Origin of the sequence: Paenibacillus xylanexedens (genome assembly GCF_007676705.1) — a bacterium.
Lineage (GTDB): Bacteria > Bacillota > Bacilli > Paenibacillales > Paenibacillaceae > Paenibacillus > Paenibacillus xylanexedens_C.
In genome coordinates this window covers 887,843-905,047 of record NZ_VEBF01000001.1, presented here as the reverse complement: position 1 = coordinate 905,047, position 17,205 = coordinate 887,843, and the positions used below count along the sequence as shown (strand labels likewise).

Annotated in this window: 10 protein-coding genes; 9 read left to right on the top strand and 1 reads right to left on the bottom strand. The window is 47.1% G+C overall.

What is annotated here, in order from left to right; genetic code table 11:
* Positions 1-163: 163 nt before the first annotated feature.
* The 5 genes from FS628_RS03925 to FS628_RS03905 all read left to right on the top strand — a co-directional run bounded on the left by FS628_RS03925 (position 164) and on the right by FS628_RS03905 (position 7,943).
* Positions 164-1,231, top strand: a complete 1,068-nt coding sequence (locus tag FS628_RS03925) for an FUSC family protein (protein ID WP_145319150.1) — start codon at positions 164-166, stop codon at positions 1,229-1,231.
* Between the two features lie 116 nt (positions 1,232-1,347).
* The gene (locus FS628_RS03920) at positions 1,348-1,839 is read left to right on the top strand and encodes a pyridoxamine 5'-phosphate oxidase family protein (RefSeq protein ID WP_260870921.1); all 492 of its coding nucleotides are present in this window, start codon (positions 1,348-1,350) and stop codon (positions 1,837-1,839) included.
* Positions 1,840-2,086: 247 nt separating this feature from the next.
* Entirely contained in the window at positions 2,087-4,462 is a 2,376-nt protein-coding gene (gene helD, locus FS628_RS03915) for an RNA polymerase recycling motor HelD (protein WP_145319145.1), read from the top strand.
* Between the two features lie 313 nt (positions 4,463-4,775).
* Positions 4,776-6,635 (top strand): adenine deaminase, encoded by a 1,860-nt coding sequence (locus FS628_RS03910; RefSeq protein ID WP_145319142.1) that lies wholly within the window; start codon positions 4,776-4,778, stop codon positions 6,633-6,635.
* A gap of 387 nt (positions 6,636-7,022) precedes the next feature.
* A complete protein-coding gene (locus tag FS628_RS03905; RefSeq protein ID WP_145319139.1) occupies positions 7,023-7,943 on the top strand; it encodes a hypothetical protein in 921 nt (306 codons plus the stop codon).
* Positions 7,944-8,173: 230 nt separating this feature from the next.
* On the opposite strand, the gene FS628_RS03900 is transcribed toward FS628_RS03905, so the two are convergent.
* A complete protein-coding gene (locus FS628_RS03900) occupies positions 8,174-9,088 on the bottom strand; it encodes an AraC family transcriptional regulator (protein WP_145319136.1) in 915 nt (304 codons plus the stop codon).
* A gap of 172 nt (positions 9,089-9,260) precedes the next feature.
* On the opposite strand from FS628_RS03900, the gene yicI reads away from it, so the two are divergent.
* From yicI to FS628_RS03880, 4 genes are all read left to right on the top strand, one after another.
* Positions 9,261-11,579, top strand: coding sequence for an alpha-xylosidase (yicI, locus tag FS628_RS03895; protein WP_145319133.1), 2,319 nt, complete (start codon positions 9,261-9,263; stop codon positions 11,577-11,579).
* Between the two features lie 74 nt (positions 11,580-11,653).
* Positions 11,654-12,664 carry a phosphotransferase family protein gene (locus FS628_RS03890; protein WP_145319130.1) on the top strand — a complete coding sequence of 337 codons (1,011 nt, stop codon included), beginning with the start codon at positions 11,654-11,656 and terminating at the stop codon, positions 12,662-12,664.
* 19 nt (positions 12,665-12,683) lie between these two features.
* Positions 12,684-15,614, top strand: coding sequence for a glycoside hydrolase family 3 C-terminal domain-containing protein (locus FS628_RS03885; protein WP_260870920.1), 2,931 nt, complete (start codon positions 12,684-12,686; stop codon positions 15,612-15,614).
* Between the two features lie 155 nt (positions 15,615-15,769).
* The gene (locus tag FS628_RS03880; RefSeq protein ID WP_145319127.1) at positions 15,770-17,071 is read left to right on the top strand and encodes an MFS transporter; all 1,302 of its coding nucleotides are present in this window, start codon (positions 15,770-15,772) and stop codon (positions 17,069-17,071) included.
* Positions 17,072-17,205: the final 134 nt, after the last annotated feature.

Genomic DNA, 17,205 nt, shown 5'->3' with positions numbered 1-17,205 from the left:
TATGAAGGATCGCTTTCTGACTTATGACATGGCAACGGAAGATCTTCCATGGTACAATAAATCGTTCTCCTGAATGAATTCAGGCAAAAAAAGAAATATGGGGTAATAATGAACATGATTATCAAATGTAAAAATTCAGGTTCGGTAAAGAGGAGGGGTGACCATGTCATTTGGTGCACGTGTACTTAAGACGGGGATAGCGGTCACGCTTGCCTTGTATCTTAGCAGCCTGTTCTTGAACCCGCAATCTCCCGTGCCTGCCGCAATCGCGGCTATATTTGCCATGCAGCCTTCCATCTATCGTTCCTGGAAATACTTCCTGGATCAGCTGCAAACGACGACACTCGGAGCCATTGTGGCCCTGTTGGGAGGCATGGTGTTGTCCAATGAGCCAATCGCTGTTGGATTAATTATTGTACTTGTCATCATGATCTGTCTTAAATTGAATATGGGTGAGACGGTTGGACTGACACTGGTCACGGTCGTATCGATTATGGAAGCTTCGGGTGACTGGCACTTTGCACTTAATCGGTTTCTGCTGACATTGGTAGGTATTGTATCAGCATTTCTCATTAACATCACGGTATTCCCTCCCAAACCAAAGCTTCAGTTCGTTAAGCAAATTCAGAGTGTTTTCAGCGGGATGTCGCTACTATTGCGAACTTCTATCTCAGATGAGATTAAGGAAGTTGTATTCCGGGAGGAGAAAAATAATCTGGGTGGCTCCATTAAATCTCTGTCCGATAAGTATAACTTGTTTGAAGAGGAACAGAAGAAGATGAAGCGCTCGAAATTCAGCGAAACCCGGCAGATGGTTGTATACAAACAGATGCTGCTTAGTCTGCAAAAAGGGTACGAGGTGCTGGATTCGGTGGAACGCCATTATTTCCAGGCACCGCGGACACCAGCCATGGACCTGTTTTTTGACTCCCATCTGGAACTGGTTATCAAATTCCATGAGCATGCACTGCTCAAGTTCGAGGATAAACTGAAACCAAATGGGGAAGAGGCTGCACAATTTATATTAGATAACGATCGTTTCATGGAGCAGGCGATTACCGAGTTTGATATCGACAAGGACGGAATGTTACGATTATCCATCGTGGCTGCTGCGATCTATGATTACGGATATCAGCTGGAACGTCTGAATCGACTTGCCGAACATGTGCACAGCTCCAGTGAAGACAAAGAATCACAGGACAAAATCTTGAACTGGCTTAAGTGGCCTTAATAACGAATTGCGCACCTGCTTCGTGATCATATACAATGGAATGACAACATAGCCCGGACAACCGTGTCCGGGTTGTTTTGTCATACATACGGCTGAATGGCATGAAGAAATGTTGAATGAAATTTTACGAACTGAGGGATAGAGATATGATCATAGAGCAATTGGATGCTGAATTAATGGAATGGTTGAATGGGACTAATCTGGAGCATAAACAGCATGAAGCATTGCAACTGCTGAGCGTATCTGAGGATCAGTGGCCGCATCAGGCGATGATTAGTATGGGGGAAGTGATTGCGATCAATCCGCATCAGCTTAGACTGGCACTATGGCAGGGTACTCAGACCAGTATGAACATGAGCAAAACAGGCAAGGCTACCTTGATTGCGGTTCAAGGACAACGATTGTTGCATATCCGTATAGAAGTAAAACTCCTGCCTGAGATGAAAGAGGCCATTCATCCGAGAGATCGCTTTGAAGCTCAAGTACTTCATGTACGTGTGGATCACGCGCCGTATGCGGAGATTACTTCAGGAATAACCTTTCAATTAAAAGATGAACTTGGAGCGATAACACGCTGGAAAGAGACGATTGAAGAATTACGAAAGTAGGCATTGGTAGCTTAATCCGTTGAGGACCCAGTGATTGGGTAATAATAATGAAGGAGAAAACAACAAAAAACGCCTCCGCTTGCATCGGGACGCTGTCACTGGTAGAATAAAAAATGGTTTTCAGAAAATTAGAACTAATTAACATAAAATTAAAATGTTTACTTTCTAATAATTATACCATTGCCTTTTCGGGCTTGTCAAATGGGATTTTGAGGACACAATCCGGGGAAAGAGGGGCTATTAACATATGAGTACAGATCAGCAATGGAATGAAGAACAACAGCGGGTCAACACCGTGACCGATCAGATTGAACGCAAGATCACAACGCTGGAAGATGAAGTTGGTTCCTTCCGTGACGAAGTGGTCGGGATGAGAAAAGACTTCTGGGACGAAGTCACGATGAACTTCAGTGAAGCAGATGATGTCGGGGAGACTTCAACCAGCATGAGGCAGCAGTCACAGGTACTGTCCGATCGGGAGCGCAGCCATCTGAATACAGCGGCTGCGTTGGACAAAATGAAACGACTGCATCATTCACCGTACTTTGGCCGGATTGACTTCAAAGAAGATGGATATCCCAATGCAGAACGCATTTATCTGGGCATTGCATCGTTGTTGGATGAGAAAGAAGAATCCTTCCTGGTCTACGACTGGCGTGCACCAATCTCCAACCTGTATTATGACGGGGCACCGGGACCGATTACGTACTATACACCAAGCGGGGAGATCAGCGGTGATATAGAGATGAAGCGGCAGTTCGTCATTCGGGATGGACGTATCCGCTTCATGTTCGACACAGGGGTAACGATTGGCGATGAGCTGTTGCAGGCTGTACTCAGTCGAACTTCAGATGCACAGATGAAGAGTATTGTAGCGACCATTCAGAAGGAGCAGAATCGGATTATTCGCAATGACCGGACACGCATGCTCATTGTGCAAGGTGCAGCAGGCAGTGGCAAAACATCCGCAGCGCTCCAGCGTGTGGCGTATCTTCTTTATAAATACCGCGAGCATCTGCAAGCGGATCAGATGGTTCTTTTTTCGCCGAATCCAATGTTCAACAGTTATGTCTCCACGGTACTGCCTGAGCTTGGGGAGGAAAACATGTTGCAAACGACCTTCCAGGAGTATCTGGAACGCCGTTTGGGTCGGGAATATCAACTGGAAGATCCGTTCATTCAGCTCGAATATGTGTTAACGGGCACGGAAGATCCTGATTACGATGTTCGCATGTCCAGCATACGATTCAAGTCGTCCGAATCTTTCCTGGGGGTCATTACGCGTTATAAGGAAAGCATGCTGTCAGGTGGTATGAAGTTCAAACCGGTTCGCTTCCAAGGCCGAGCGATTGTCACGTCAGAGGCTATGGCTGAGAAGTTCTACAGTTTTGAGTCATCTGTCAAGCTGGTGAGTCGACTGGAGATGCTGCGGGACTGGATGCTGAAAGAACTGTCTGCCTTTGGTAAAGGTGAACTGGATGCGCCTTGGGTCGATCAGCAGCTTGATCTGATGGAGCCGGAGGATCTGCAACGTGCCTATCAGCGCCTGAAGCGCAAGCAAAAAGGAAAGACCCATACGTTTAATGACTTTGAGCAGGAAAGAGAAATTCTGGCACGTATGGTGGTCAGTGACCGACTCAAACCGCTGCGAAAATGGATCAAGTCATTGCGATTTGTCGATATACGCCAATTATATGCGCATCTGTTCAACGATCAGGCTCAGATGGTGCGACTGCTGGGTGAAGAAGCGCTGCCTGTCCAATGGGAAGAAATCTGTAAGATGACTTTACGCAGATTGAAGCTTCAGGAGTTGGCATATGAAGACATTACGCCATACTTGTACCTGCGCGAGCTTATGCTTGGATTCCATATTAACTCCAATATTCGTCATGTCATTATTGATGAGGCCCAGGACTATTCCGCGTTTCAGCTGGCCTTTATGAAAAGATTGTTCCCACGGGCGAAGATCACAGCACTCGGTGACTTTAACCAGGCAATCTATGCCCACTCTTCAGTGCTTAGTGGAACAGGACCATTAACTAACCTGTACGGACCAGACAATACGGAAGTCATTGAGTTGACCAGGAGCTATCGATCTACCCGGGAGATCGTGGAGTTTACCCGCGGCATGGTACCTGGTGGGGAAGAGATCATTCCATTTAATCGTAGTGGCGAGAAGCCGAAGGTTATCGTTTCTTCTGATTCAGAGCGTCATATGAACGTCATTACGACCGACCTCAAGCATTTGATTAAAGAGGGGTATGAATCGGTTGCAGTCATCTGCAAGACTGCGGAAGAGAGCAAAGAAGTACACGCTGCATTGAGCAAGCAACTGCCAACAGCACCGAAGTTAATCAAGAAAACGACACTGGCTTTTGAGCAGGGTGTTCATGTCATTCCAGCTTATCTGGCCAAAGGCGTAGAATTTGACGCTGTTCTAATCTATGACGGTTCTGCAGAGCAGTATGCACAGGAGCATGAACGCAAATTGTTCTATACAGCTTGTACGCGAGCGATGCATCTACTGCATGTCTATTGTGTGGGTACACCGAGCCCGTTCATTACCTCCCAGTCGGAAGAATGGTATGATCTTGGCAAGGTGTCTGCTGCTCAAGTAGATTGACCTAATACTCACTGTTTATAGGTAATAAGAAGACTTCCGTTCATTGGAACGGGAGTCTTTCTGTGTATGATACATATAACAGGAAATAATCGGCATACCAAGGGGAAGGATAGGTGTAGGCCCAGATAAAGGTGAATATATTGAATAATTCCTGACGTGAGTTCGAAAAGGATTGGGTTTCATCGCTAAATATGACTTCAACTTTTGTAATCAGGCACAATGGATGTGATTTTTCTTTACACATGAGGTCCGGACTCATATAATCGAAACAATATATTTTTTTGGGATCGTTTATTAATGAAGGAGGCAGAACATGAACAAACCATCTTTTGAACGGCCAATTATGGCCGATTGCGTACCGGACCTGGTCGCTACAGCACGGGGAGATCTGCCGGCGACGTTGGTCATTCGCGGAGGTACGCTGGTGAATGTGATATCGGGTGAAATTTTACCTGAAATGTCGATAGCCGTGCAGGGAGCTCGAATCGCTTATGTCGGTAAAGATGTAAGCCACACCATCGGCGAACACACCCGGATTATTGAAGCAAACGGCAAATATATCGCTCCTGGTCTGCTCGATGGACACTGCCATATCGAAAGTACACAGATGAAAGTAACCGAATTTGCGAGAGCGGTGCTGCCTTCAGGCACAACCGGGGGGTTCTTTGACCCGCATGAGATCTCGAACGTACTCGGACTCAAAGGTCTGAGACTAATGCTGGATGAAGCGCGGACCACACCGATGGCTGCTTATATGCAGGTTGCTTCCTGTGTGCCTTCAACTCACCCCGGACTGGAGACGACGGGGGCTTATATAGGACCTGAAGAGGTCGCTGAAGCCCTTTCGTGGGGCCCGGACATGATTGGCCTTGGGGAAGTAATGAACTTCCCTGGGGTCGTTTACGGGGACGAGACAATGATCGGTGAGATACAGGCGACCCTCCGTGCTGGCAAAGTGGCAGACGGTCATTTTACGTGGGCAGCAGATGACTGGCGTCTGCCAGCTTACGCGGCAAGTGGGGTTACAGGGGATCATGAATGTGTGACCAAGGAAGATGTGGTGGAACGTCTGCGTCTCGGGATGTATGCGAAGATGCGCCAAGGTTCCGCATGGCATGACGTGGCAGAGACGATCAAAGCCTGCACCGAGCTTGGACTGGATACACGCCGGATGATGCTGGTTACTGATGATCGAAGCTCTGAGTCGCTTCTTAAAGAAGGACATATGGACTTTGTGGTTCGTCTAGCGATCTCCCAAGGCGTGAAGCCCGTCACGGCTTTCCAGATGGCTACGATTAACACGGCTGAGCGATTCGGTGTTGCACGCGACATCGGTGCGGTGATTCCGGGCAATATAGCGGATATTATTCTGTTGGACGGTCGTCTGGCGGATGTACGTGTGGGCATGACGATTGCTGCCGGGCAAGTTGTGGCCGAGAATGGGAAAATGACGGCGGTCTGGGATAGCTTCACGTATCCCGAGGAAGCATTGAACACGGTGAAGTTGGAAGCCAATATTCAACCAGAGGATCTGGAACTCGCTGCGCCGATTGCAGAGGGGACGATTGGTGCCAAAATCATTCATGTGACAGAGAACCATGTGGATACGAAGGAGAAACACCTGCCTGTCACGGTGCAGAACGGCAAGGTTGTGATTTCAACTTCAGGGGAAGTATGCAAAATTGCGGTATTGGAGCGTCACAAACAAACCGGAAATCGGGCGGTAGCGCTGGTTGGAGGTATCGGCTTCACATCGCCGGCAGCGATTGCGATGACAGTTGCTCATGACAGTCATAACCTGTTGATTATCGGTAATGATGATGCGCTAATGGCTGAAGCCGGTAACCGCGTCATTCGCATGCAAGGTGGGGTAGCTGTGGTAACAACAGCAGGTGTAACTGAATTCCCGCTGCGGATTGCAGGTTTGATGTCAACCGAATCGTTCGAAGTGGTTGCAGCCCAATCAGCAGCAGTCAGTGAAGCCTTACAGTCCGCAGGATGTACGTTAAATAATGCGTTCATGACGCTTTCGCTGTTAGCGCTGGTTGTGATTCCAGAACTGCGATTGTCTGACAAGGGGCTTGTGCGGATCTCGGCAGACGGCATTGAACTGGTGTCCCTTTTCGATGAAGTGGTTGACGGTACACCGGTAGCCCCAGTGGGTAATGAATAAACGGAAATTTTGAGTAGAGCATCATTAATCTACAATACATGCAAAGCCGCTTTAGGGCGGTTTTTTTTGTGCTTTTCTGGAGAAAACGCTTTCTAGGTCTTCTGGGGCTTGGTATTGATATGGAAATAATGACTCAAGTCGTGATGAAAGAAGAAGAAATTTAGAAAATTCATGATAATTGTGACTTTAGAACTATACATACAGAACTGTGAATTCCCGAAATATAGTTATATGATTCTTTCGTCGTAAGTCTTGAAGATGATATTGCATATAAAAGCAATCCAAATTCGTCGTACCTAATAAGTATCCATTAAATGAATATGAAACGACACAATTTCATCCAGATTTGCACGTCAGAGCTGATAACTTCAGAGGGAGTGTACAAATATGAAAAGCAAAAGGGGTTACCGTTTTATCTTATTACTGAGTTGTTTGATCCTGTGTGCGAGTACAGCCTGTTCTTCCAAAGTCATTGCGGATGGTTCAGTCGACAGTTATGCAACGATTCATGGAGAACTTGATGTGCCAGTGAGAGCGACTTGGGTATGGGATACCACCCAGATCCGAAGTAATCCTCAAGAGGTGTTAAATTACGCTACAGCGAACAAGATCAATACGATCTATCTTCAGATGAACCGGGATATAAAAATTCCTGAGTATAAAAGTTTTATCCGCCAGGCGAGAGCCAAGAACATTGCGGTTGACGTCATGGATGGAAGATCAGCCTGGGGGTTGACGGAAAGTCGGGAGCAGATTGCATCTTTCTTGGACTGGATCGAGGCATATCAGGCGCAGGCGTTGTCCAATGAGAAATTTGCTGGTATTCATCTGGATATTGAGCCACATGTGCACCCACAATGGAAAATCAATCAGGCCAGTGTAATTACCCAGTGGCAAGGCAATGTGGATTACATTGTTGAGAGAGCATCACGAATGAAGATGCCAGTTGCGGCTGATCTGCCTTTCTGGCTGGATAACTACAAAATTCCGGGTTCAACAATGGCCGTTAGCAACTGGATGATTCGCAAGTTTGATTCCATCACCATCATGGCTTACCGCGATACAGCTGCTGCAATCTATAGTGTAGCCAAGGATGAGCTTGCGGAAGCGGCTCTGCTCGGCAAGACGATCTCCATAGCTGTGGAAACGAAGCAAAGCAAGGAAGGTGACTTCATTACCTTCTATGAAGAGGGATCTGCTTATATGGAAGCACAATTGACTTTGGTCGAAAAAATGGCTTCAGCACATGCATCCTTTAATGGGTTCTCCGTACATGAATACACTTCATGGAAGACGCTGAAAAAGTGAGCCTCTGTTAAGCTCCATAATGCACGGTGAGTATCAGCGAAGGTTATGAGGGTTTAATTGAGACGACATGTCTCAGTCCGTTTGTCTCGTTCGAGGGAAGTAGAAAAAGAAGGTGCTTGCAGCCTGTTAGCTGCGAGCACCTTCTTTTGTTTTGTTGCTGAATTGTAGCGACACAGGGTGATTTCATGCTCAAGTACGCTGTCTGACCGCTCTCCCAGAGCGTGGTCTTTCTAGACTAGGGCGGACGCTGTAGCTACGTTCTCATAGAACATTTTGCGGTACTGTGAAGGCGTAGTGGATTTATGCTTTTTAAACGTTGTGATGAAGTAGCTTAGATGCTCAAAACCCACATCCATGGCGATATCAACAATCTTGTGATCCGTATTCTCAAGCTGAACGCAGGCCTGTTGAACACGGTAATAGTTAATGTAATCAACAGGGGTTTTCTGCACCATCTGTTTGAAGAAACGGCAGAAGTGTCCTTCGCTCATATTGGCCTCATCGGCCAGTTCTTTTAGTTTCAGAGGTTCAGGATACCGTTTGTGAATATAACCAAGTACGGATTTCAATCGCTCGATCTTGTCGTGACTCCCTGTAGTCACGGTGCCTTTGAGCGGAGCAGATCTCATGTGTTCGAACATTCGGGCAAATATGAGGTACAGGTACGCTTTTGTTGACATTTCGCACGTTTCTGTTCTGGTAGCATGATCCGCAAATATACGTTTCAGATGATCCAGAATTTCCTGCCCCCAATCCCCATCTGCCTGGATATGAAAAGGGGGAATCACTGTTTTACGTACCAGTGGACCGATGAATTTCTCCTGTACCGTATCGAAGGTGCGGCTGCCGAGCAGCTCCGGATTAAACACAATGGAAGAGAATACGCAGGGAACCTCACCCTTCAGGTAGCCCGCATGGATCTCCCCTCGATTAATAAAGATTGCCTCGCCTGCCTTCACCTCAACGGTGTTCATATCAATCTGAAAAACGGCGCAGCCTTCGGTCACCATGGTGAACTCCATCTCATCATGCCAGTGGCAATCCAGAATGCTGTCGCCATTTAATTGTTGAATATCCGGGTACACGCTGACGGGATACATGGCATTACCGTGTATTCGGTCTTCCCGTAATCGTTCACGTTCCATATCAACGACTCCTTTTATTTCATTATTAATGTAATCGTTTCCATAGTTTGGTGCTGTTGTTCAAGAATCGGATGGTTAATATCAAAATCGTGATATATTTGGTCAAAATATCAGAAGAAATTCATTATTAATATCAATATTATTATAGTATAACCGAAGGGGGAAAGAAAACATGAAATTTACTGATGGATTCTGGATGACTCGTGAAGGGTACCACATTCAAAACCCGACTGACATTCGTGATATTGTGCAAAAAGGGGATTCTTTGACCGTATATGCGGCAACTAAATATATTCGCACCAAAGGCGACACATTGAACGGAACTTTGCTTAAAGCAACGTACAGCTCACCTATGCCTAACGTGATCCGTGTAACCTTGAACCACCATAAGGGTGGAGTGAAAAAAGGGCCTGTATTTGAGCTTAACACGCAAGATGCGAACGTGGACATCACAAAAAATGAACAAGGTGCTGTTTTGAAAAGCGGCAACCTGGAAGTTCAAATCGACAAAACGAACGGATGGGACGTCAGCTTCCTGTATGGAGGAAAACGGATTACAGGTAGCGGTCAAAGAGCGGCAGGTTATATTACAGGTCCAAGCAAGGAAGCATACTTCCGCGAGCAGCTTGATCTCGGTATTGGTGAATACGTTTACGGACTCGGTGAGCGCTTTACGCCGTTTGTTAAGAATGGCCAAATCGTAGATACCTGGAATGAGGACGGCGGTACAAGCAGTGAGCAGTCCTACAAGAACATTCCGTTCTATTTGTCCAATAAAGGATATGGCGTATTTGTAAATCATCCTGAACGCGTATCGTACGAGATTGCATCCGAGAACGTATCCAAAGTACAGTTCAGCGTTGAAGGAGAGACGTTGGAGTACTTCATTATCGGCGGTGACAATCCTAAGGATGTACTTGATAATTATACGAAATTAACAGGTAAACCAGCGCTTCCACCGGCATGGACATTTGGTCTGTGGCTGACAACATCATTCACAACAGATTACGATGAAGCAACGGTTAACCATTTCGTAGATGGTATGGCAGAACGTGATCTTCCGCTTTCTGTATTCCATTTTGACTGCTTCTGGATGAAGGAATACCAATGGTCTGATTTCGTATGGGATGAAGCGATGTTCCCGGATCCGGAAGGCATGCTAGCACGTCTGAAAGAAAAGGGTCTTAAAATCTGTGCTTGGATCAATCCGTACATTGCAGAAAAATCCTACTTGTTCGATGAAGGTATGGAGAACGGTTATCTGGTGAAAACAGCGGATGGCAGTGTATGGCAATGGGATATGTGGCAAGCAGGTATGGCTCTGGTTGATTTCACGAATCCGGATGCTGTGAACTGGTATAAGAGTAAGCTGGAAGTCCTGCTTGATCAAGGTGTGGATTCCTTCAAGACCGACTTCGGTGAAAGAATCCCGACAGATGTCGTGTACTTCGATGGCTCTGATCCGGTTAAAATGCACAACTACTATACACAGCTCTATAACAAAGCTGTATTTGAATTGCTTGAAGAGAAGATTGGCAAAAACGAAGCTGCCCTGTTTGCACGCTCTGCAACAGCAGGCGGTCAACAGTTCCCGGTTCACTGGGGCGGAGACTGCTCTTCTACGTATGAATCCATGGCTGAATCCCTTCGGGGCGGCTTGTCGCTGGGTCTTTCCGGTTTCGGATTCTGGAGCCATGATATCAGTGGTTTTGAAAGCACGGCGAGCCCTGACGTATACAAACGCTGGGTACAATTCGGACTTTTATCTTCTCACAGCCGCCTACACGGAAGCACGTCGTATCGCGTGCCTTGGTTGTTTGACGAGGAATCCGTGGACGTTGTTCGGGACTTTACCAAACTCAAAATCAGCCTGATGCCATATCTGTACAATTCTGCGGTGGAGTCGACGGTAAGAGGTATTCCGATGATGCGCGCTATGCTGCTGGATTTCCCAGAGGACCCAACAACATACAACCTGGATACTCAATATATGTTTGGTGATTCAATCCTGGTGGCTCCGATCTTCAACAAGGAGGGTGATGTTCGTTACTACCTGCCTGAAGGAACTTGGACGAACTATCTGACTGGAGCTAAAGTACAAGGTGGACGCTGGATCAGTGAAAACCATGACTTCAAAACACTGCCAATGATGGTTAAGCCAAACAGCCTGATCGCTGTCGGTGCTGTAGATAGCAAACCGGATTATGACTTTGCGAATGATGTGTCCTTGCACTTGTTCGAACTGGCAGACGGTCAAACGGCTCAAGCTGTCGTTGTGAACCAAGGAGCTGAACAGGAACTGACAGTTAATGTTACGCGTAATGGATCAGTGCTGGACGTTCGTGCTGAGGGCGCAGGTAAACCATGGAACATCGTGCTTCGCGGGATCGAGAGTGTATCCAGCGTTGAGGGCGGTTCCCAAGTGTCTGGTGCGAATGGTGTTGTCATTGCAGCAGCAACAGGCGCAACTGCACTTACAATTCAACTGTAACATGATATAGTAGACGAAAGGACGGTACCGAAAGGTGCCGTCTGTTTGTCTACGAAGATAGGAGATCAAATGAAATGTGTACAACGAATTCGGGTTTACACCGCACGATATCATCAGAGATGCTGCATCATCTGGTGGAGAAAAGTTTTGGAAGCGATACCATAGTGAAGGAGTTTGGTCTCCTGCAAGGGGGTCTGTTTAATACAACCTATCGGATTCAACTTGAGCATGCATCATATACGGATGTAATTTTACGTTTGGCCCCGGAGAGGGCAGAGCATTCGGATACGTCTGTCCGTGATCCACTTTTTTCGTTTGAGCGTACGATGATGGCGGCTGAACCGGTCGTGTATGAATATTATCGTAAGGCAGGCATTGCTGCCCCAAACATTATTGCCTGTGATGACAGTGGATCTATCATTCCGAGAACATACATGTTTATGGAATTTATCCCTAGCAAGCAGCTGGATCATTCATCGATCTCGGAAACAGATAAAGAACGATTGTACCAGCAGCTTGGCGTTTATACCGCCATCATGCATCAGATCGAAGGTACATCGTTTGGCTGGCCGCAGGGGGATGGGACGATTAAAGGCTCGGATCATTGGTCCGAGGTGCTGTCCTCATTTGCAGAAGAAACGGCACTTAAAGCGACACAAGCCAAGTATATGCCAGGTGTAGGGGAAGAGATCGCGGCCATATTCATGAAAAATAAAGACTTATTTGATCAGGTGACCCGTCCGGTACTCGTTCATAATGACCTCTGGGAAGCAAATGTACTTGTTCATGAGAAACAAGGTGAGCTAAGCGTTGCGGCAATCATTGACGGGGACCGATCCATGTTTGCTGACAGAGAGTTTGAAGCCCTGTTGTCGACACAGTCGGTGGCTTTCCATGAAGGATATGATCGTCCTCTGGACTCATCCGTTGAAGGACAGGCACGCAGGCTTGCCTACCGAATACTTTCTTCTTATTTTAATGCGTATGTCCATGAACATCAGGTCAATCAACCCGAAGATGGACAGAAGTATCAACAGCGTACTCTGGATTTATTGGAGCAATGGAAGCAACTGGAATACAACTAACTCGTAGGAGGAATGAAGGATGAAGGAATATCATCAGTACCCGATGTGGGACGCGTCACTTTCACTTGAGGAACGGTTGGATGACCTGATTGCACGATTGACAACGGAGGAGAAAATCCGACTAATTCCTACGCGTGAAGCAGCTGTGCCAAGGCTGGGTATTCCAGCCTACAACGTAGGTGGTGAAGCCGCCCACGGGGTTGCATGGAAAGGGGAGGCGACGGTATTTCCGCAACCTCTCGGTCTATCGAGTACCTGGAATACGAGACTTATGCAGGAGATTGGTTCCGTTATTGGCGATGAAGCGAGGGCATACCATCACCGTGATCCTGAGGTTCATGGGTTGACATTGTGGGCACCGACGGTTGACCTGGAACGTGATCCACGCTGGGGCAGAACGGAAGAGGGATATGGCGAAGACCCGGTCCTCACGGGAGAAATGTCGGCAGCCCTTGTTAAAGGCATGCAGGGAAATGATCCTTTTTATCTGAAAATGGTTGCGACATTGAAGCACTTTTTTGCCAATAATAATGAGAAAGATCGTCTGAATTGTTCATCCAGTATCGATCCGCGCAATCTGCGTGAATACTATTTAAAAGCATTTGAAACGCCATTTGTGGAAGGCGGAGCCTTGTCCATGATGACAGCCTATAATTCCATTAATGGTACACCTGCCATCGAAAGTCCATATGTGAATGATGTGGTTAAAGGTGAATGGTCTATGCCTGGGTTTATTGTATGTGATGGTGGAGACCTGTCACAGACGGTGAACTATCATGGTTATCACACCAGTCATGCCGAATCAGCAGCGGGTGCGTTGAAGGCAGGGGTGGATTGTCTTACGGATGAAGTGGATCTTGTCGTATCTGCACTGGAGGAGGCTCTTGATCAGGATCTGTTAAAGGTAGCCGATTTGGACCGAGCGATTCGCAACATCTTCGGTGTTCGGATGCGACTTGGACAACTGGACCAGTCTGGGCTCAATCCATATGCGTCTATACCTGAATCTGTATTATGTGCACCAGAGCATGCGAAACTTAGTTATCGTGCTGCTGCCGAATCGATTGTTTTGCTTAAAAATGATGGCTTGCTCCCCTTACAGCCAGAAGCGTTGCAGAAGATAAGTATCATTGGACCGCTTGCGGACGTTGTCTATACCGATTGGTATAGTGGCACACTGCCTTATCGCGTATCTGTCCTCGATGGATTGCGTAATCGGCTACCCCAAGCTGATATAACATATGCCGATGGGAACGACCATATACGGCTGAAGACAGCAGACGGGCAGGTTATAACCCTGGGTAAGGAAGGTACACTTTTCGCTGTACCGGAGGGCAGTGCACTTTCAGCTGAGTTCGTACATCAGGATTGGGGCTGGGGAAGTCACACGCTGAGAAGTATGAACAATCGATACGTAAGTTTAACCGAGCATGGGATCTATCAGGCGAATGCCCCGGAGATTGGTGGCTGGTTCGTGAAGGAAGTTATTCGAATGGATCTTCAAACGGAAGGGAGTACCACCTTGCGGACGTGGAACGGTATTCCCGTTGGACTGAGCAAATATGAGGGGCATTCTGCTTTATCACCACTCCCGCCAAAAGGAGAACAAGCTACGGGTACAACTCCGAGTGATATGGGTGACTCTGGACGTCCAAGTCCATCACCAAGCAACACACCAAAATCTGTAGCCTTCGATATTGATATGGTGACGCGTGGAATAGAACAAGCCGTAGAAGCTGCACGCAGCAGTCAGGCATCTGTCGTTGTAGTCGGCAATAGCCCATATATCAACGGCAAAGAAGAAATTGATCGCCCAAGTCTTCTGCTTCCGCCGAATCAGGTTGAGCTTGTCAAGGCTGTGTGCAAGGTCAATCCTAATACGGTGGTTGTCATTATGGGCAGTTATCCATTTGCCTTGCAGGAGTTGAAAGAGATTGCCCCGGCCATCGTTTATATGACACATGCAGGTCAGGAATTGGGGAATGCACTGGCGGATGTGCTGTTAGGTTATTATGCCCCGGCAGGCAGGTTGAATATGACGTGGTATGAAGATGAATCCCAGCTTCCTGACATGATGGACTATGACATCATCCAGCGTGGCATGACCTATATGTATCATGAAGGGCCGGTTCAATATGCATTTGGTCATGGTCTAACCTATTCGGAGTTCGAGTACGAAGCGATTCATGTAAGTCGTGTTACAGAGGCCGATCGAGATCATTTGAAGATTGAAGTGAAGGTAAGTAATAAAGGTGAACACGATAGTGATGAAGTTGTTCAGATCTATGGAGCTGCACATACCTCGCGAGTGAAACGCGCTCAGAAGCAACTGCTTGCTTTCCGGCGTATCCATGTGAAAGCAGGGACGAGTGTTACAATCCGTTTCGAAGTTCCTGTTCAGAAGCTGTCACTGTGGGATGTTACGCGGGATCGATATTGCCTGGAGACAGCCACTTGGGCCATTCTGGCAGGGCGTTCTTCCGCAGATATCCACCAGTCGGCCGTGATTGAGATTGAAGGAGAGACGATTCCGGATCGTCCGCTGCACTTGCTTACCTTTGCCGAGAATTACGATGCCAGTGCAGGTGTTCTGTTGGATGAATGTCTGGAAGGGCGTTCGGCAGTAAGGGCAATTACTCGGGATGAACCCTTATATCAAGAGAATCAATCGTCCTGGATCTCTTTCAACCATAATGCTGCTCAGAGACTGCAAGGATTCCAAGCCAGAGTGGCGGCCTTTGGAGAAGAGGGCAGACTGGAGATTCGTTCCGGAGGACCGGAGGGCGATCTACTCGGTGTGTGTGAAGTATCCGGACCTGGAGGCAGTGTGAATGGGAAGGATATTCGGTGGACTACTGTCCAGTGTCCTCTTGAGGCGCCAAATAAGGTGAATGAGCTGTATATTATTTTCAAAGGTGGAGCGGCTTTACGACATTTTATGTTGATGTAGTTGTGCCCAATGAATCGAAGAAGCTGTCTTGCGCGAATACGTGACGACAGCTTCTTCGTGCTGACTAGTGATACATTCCATGCGTCTGAATAATCACGCTCGAAAACAACCACAATAATGCTGTTGTGTGTAGAACCTGTAAAGGTGGTTGTGGTATGAATGATAAAAAGTGGGACCTCGTCGCACTTGCTTCCATCCCTTTAATTATGACCTTGGGTAACTCCATGCTTATACCGATCTTGCCACAGATTGAACGCGAATTGAAGGTATCTGCATTCAAGGTCAGTATGCTTATTACAGTCTACGCTGTAGTTGCCATCCTGCTTATTCCACTCGCAGGGTATTTGTCTGATCGTTTTGGCAGAAAAGCAGTCATTATTCCCAGCCTCATTATTGCAGCCGTCGGGGGTGCTGTAGCTGGAGTGGGTGCATGGATTCTGGATGGAAATGTAGCTTACTGGACCATTTTGGGGGGCAGGTTATTGCAGGGGGTTGGAGCAGCCGGCGCATTCCCTATTGTCATTCCATTGGTTGGGGACATGTTCAATGATGAAGATCAGGTTAGCAAAAGCCTGGGAATCATTGAAACCTCGAATACGTTTGGTAAAGTGTTAAGCCCGATTCTGGGTGCAGCACTGGCTGTTTGGCTATGGTTTTTACCATTCATGGCTATTCCTGTATTGTGTTTAATCTCGGTGATTCTGGTTATTTTCCTGGTGAAGTCTCCCAAGAAAAAAGAAAAGCCACCCACCTTTACGGAATTTGTGGCTTCCATTCGGGACGTATTGAAAGAAAAAGGACGATGGTTGTACGCCTTGTTTGCAATCGGTGGAATTTGCATGTTTATTCTTTTTGGTGTGCTTTATTATCTATCCGAGACGTTGGAGAGCGAGTTCGCCATGAAAGGGGTCGTAAAAGGTCTCGTACTTGCGATTCCGTTGGCAGCCCTATGTCTTTTTTCCTTTTTCGCAGGAAAGTGGATTGGAAAGAGTAAGCCTCGCATGAAATGGCTCGGATTCGCAGGACTTGTTCTTGTAACCGTTTCGCTGGGTATTATTGGGATTTTCGATAATATCTACGTTGTGTTGGGACTGTTCACATTAGGAAGTGCCGGAGTAGGAGCAACCTTACCATGTCTGGATGCTCTTATTACTGAAGGTGTGGATAAGAAACAGCGTGGTACAATTACAGGTTTGTTCAGCAGCATGCGATTCATCGGTGTATCGCTTGGTCCTCCTGTTGTGTCCCTGTTGATTGGCACACAACATTTTTGGCTTTTTGGTGTGCTCGCCGCATCTGGAGCTGTGGGGGCATTGCTCACCTTATTTGCGGTCAAACCCGATAAGGGAAACCAACCTACTTCAGGAAGCGGACAGAAACAGGATGAAAGGCATATCGATCGGATTGAGACGAGTCGAGGTTATGCTCCTGTACGGCGCAAGAAAAGTCCACTCTAGATGGATGGTATTAGCCGACAATTCAATCTTATTTTAATTGAATACCATGAACACATAAAAAACGCGTTTAAGCCTGAGAAAGCATGCTTCCTCGGTGTAAACGCGTTTTCTTGAAATTAGGAATGAACCTCGTA